Here is a 2068-nt window from a genome sequence, read left to right on the forward strand (position 1 = left end):
CCGATGAGCGCCAGGTTCGTGACCGGCCGGATGGATTTGTGGATTGTCTCGATATCCATGCCGGCCATGGAAAGGAATTTGACGGCGCCGGCGATCTCCACAGCAGTATATTTCGTATCGATTCCTATCTTGCGGACATGGCGGGCCATGTTGTCGAAGCGGGTCTCAAAAGATCCCAGATCCATGTCGGCCACACGCAGGATGGATCTGGCCGACTTCATGATATTGGCATATTCGACAGCGTCGGACAGTTCCGAACGTACCAGGCTGTAGCCCATGTAGGCGTTCAGCATGGAAGCGAAAGGCAGATTCCTCAGCGAGGGTGTCTTCGAGTATTGGATACGGTTGATGGCCGCACGTCGCTTGCTACGGTAAAGTGTCCCGGCAGCGGTATGTTCCCGTTGCATCAGCCGTACGGACTGCATCGCGTTACGCTGTTCCTGTTTTTTTGCCGCCTGTTCCGCCTTGCGCTGTTCCGTCTCGGCTTTTCGGCGTGCCTGTTCTGTCTGCCTGCGTAACTTCTCCGCTTCGCGGGCGGCATCCTTACGTTCCCGTTCCCTGGTACGGGCTTCGTCGGTACGCCGTTTCTCCTCTGCGGAGGTCCGGGCCGATTCCTCCTTGCGACGCTGGTCGGCAGCAAAAACATCCTCGGCATGTGCAAGTTTCTGGCGATGCAGCTGTTGCCGGGCATAAAGACGCTCCATCAGTTTCTGCTGTGCCTTTTCCGGCATGACGAATACTCCCGGGGCATAAGGAACGGGAACGGAAGGGAACAAACTTCCCACGGACATTCCACCCTGCATGCCCAGGCCCGGGCGGGATTCCCCCTTGATACGTTCCAGCAGGGAAAGCACACGTTGCAGCCGGTTTTCCGCCGTATCAGTCCTGATTTGCAGCTCCCTGCCGCGCTCCACGGAAACCAGGGCGGAATTGATTTTGCCGATGGCCTTGGTTATGCGCTTCTGGGCGTCGACCATCGTACCTACTGAAGAGGCCGCATTTTTCTCAATTTCGGCCTTGCGAATCTCCGCAGCTTTCTTCTCGTAAAGATTTTTAGCGGCGGTTTTGATTTTCTTGCTGTCAAGCACCTGTCCCGCATTAATGGTCAGGCTGATGCCTTTGGAAAGGGCCGCAATGTCCGTAAGCAGGTTCTTGACACGTTCCAGCTTCTCCTCACTGCTCCTCGTATCAATGGTCAACCGATAGTCAAAACTACGCTTCTTCCCATTTTTGGTACGGAAGACACGGTCAACTTCGTCCATCATTGTCTTGATGTTGTTTACCGCAGGAGACAGCGAGGCTTTCGCCTGCACCAGCTTGCCCACAGCCTCACCAAAGGCTATGACCTGTCTGGTGCCTTGCGAGGCGTCGACGTTGATGGTATAATTGACCTGATAGTTTTGTTCCTGAGCCATGATTGAAGGGAATGTCGCATTAAAAGAGTAGTGTCACCGGAAAGGGCGGGGTTTAAAGCGAAGCCGCCGTAACCCCGGAGGATTACAACGGCCGTTCAGGGTATCCTTTCCGGCATGGAAACCGGCAACGGCATGCGGCAGGCAAGCATCTGTTCGTGCAGCCACAGCGCCTCTTCGGAGAGCATGGCGAACTCCTCGTCAGAGATCGTGTCAAAGTTGACGCCGGGGAAGTAGTGGCGGATATAGACAGTCCGCTGGCGGATACGCTGATCGTCCGTCACCACCCACCGGCCTATAAGTTTACCAGGAGACTCTGCCGCGTGGTGATAAGTTCGGAAAGTTGTCCCATAAGTCCGAAAAGGAAGAGGGACTCGTCATCCACAAGTTCCTTGTCGCCATCCACAAAACAGTCCCGGGCAAGTGTGCGCATGGCCATGACCTCGTCTTTTTTTGATGCGGCCATGAATTTGCTGAATTGTGGAAAGTTCGGTTCGGACATATAAGCCACATAAGTCTCTTTCTCGCCGTTGGACGTGTCTCCGAAGACAACCATCGGATAAATTTTACGGAGCTTCTTCTCTTCTTTCAATTTGAGAGCTTTTTCCTTGATTTTAGTTTCCTGTTCCAGTGAAAGTATTTTTTCGTCCATGTCG

General features: G+C 54.0%; 2 protein-coding genes and 1 pseudogene. All 3 read right to left on the reverse strand.

Annotation, left to right across the window (positions count from 1 at the left end; genetic code table 11):
* Positions 1 to 1415, reverse strand: a pseudogene (locus LPH68_RS26005) (phage tail tape measure protein); the annotation flags it as partial.
* A 95-nt stretch (positions 1416 to 1510) separates the two neighbouring features.
* The gene (locus LPH68_RS26010; protein WP_230297252.1) at positions 1511 to 1699 is read right to left on the reverse strand and encodes a hypothetical protein; all 189 of its coding nucleotides are present in this window, start codon (positions 1697 to 1699) and stop codon (positions 1511 to 1513) included.
* Positions 1700 to 1707: 8 nt separating this feature from the next.
* The gene (locus LPH68_RS26015) at positions 1708 to 2064 is read right to left on the reverse strand and encodes a hypothetical protein (protein ID WP_117697306.1); all 357 of its coding nucleotides are present in this window, start codon (positions 2062 to 2064) and stop codon (positions 1708 to 1710) included.
* Positions 2065 to 2068: the final 4 nt, after the last annotated feature.

This window comes from Bacteroides sp. 1_1_30 (genome assembly GCF_020982715.1).
GTDB lineage: Bacteria > Bacteroidota > Bacteroidia > Bacteroidales > Bacteroidaceae > Bacteroides > Bacteroides xylanisolvens.

Excerpts from the sequence above, each read along its gene's own strand:
- LPH68_RS26015 (WP_117697306.1), bottom strand. The coding sequence starts at position 2,064 with ATGGACGAAAAAATACTTTCACTGGAACAGGAAACTAAAATCAAGGAA.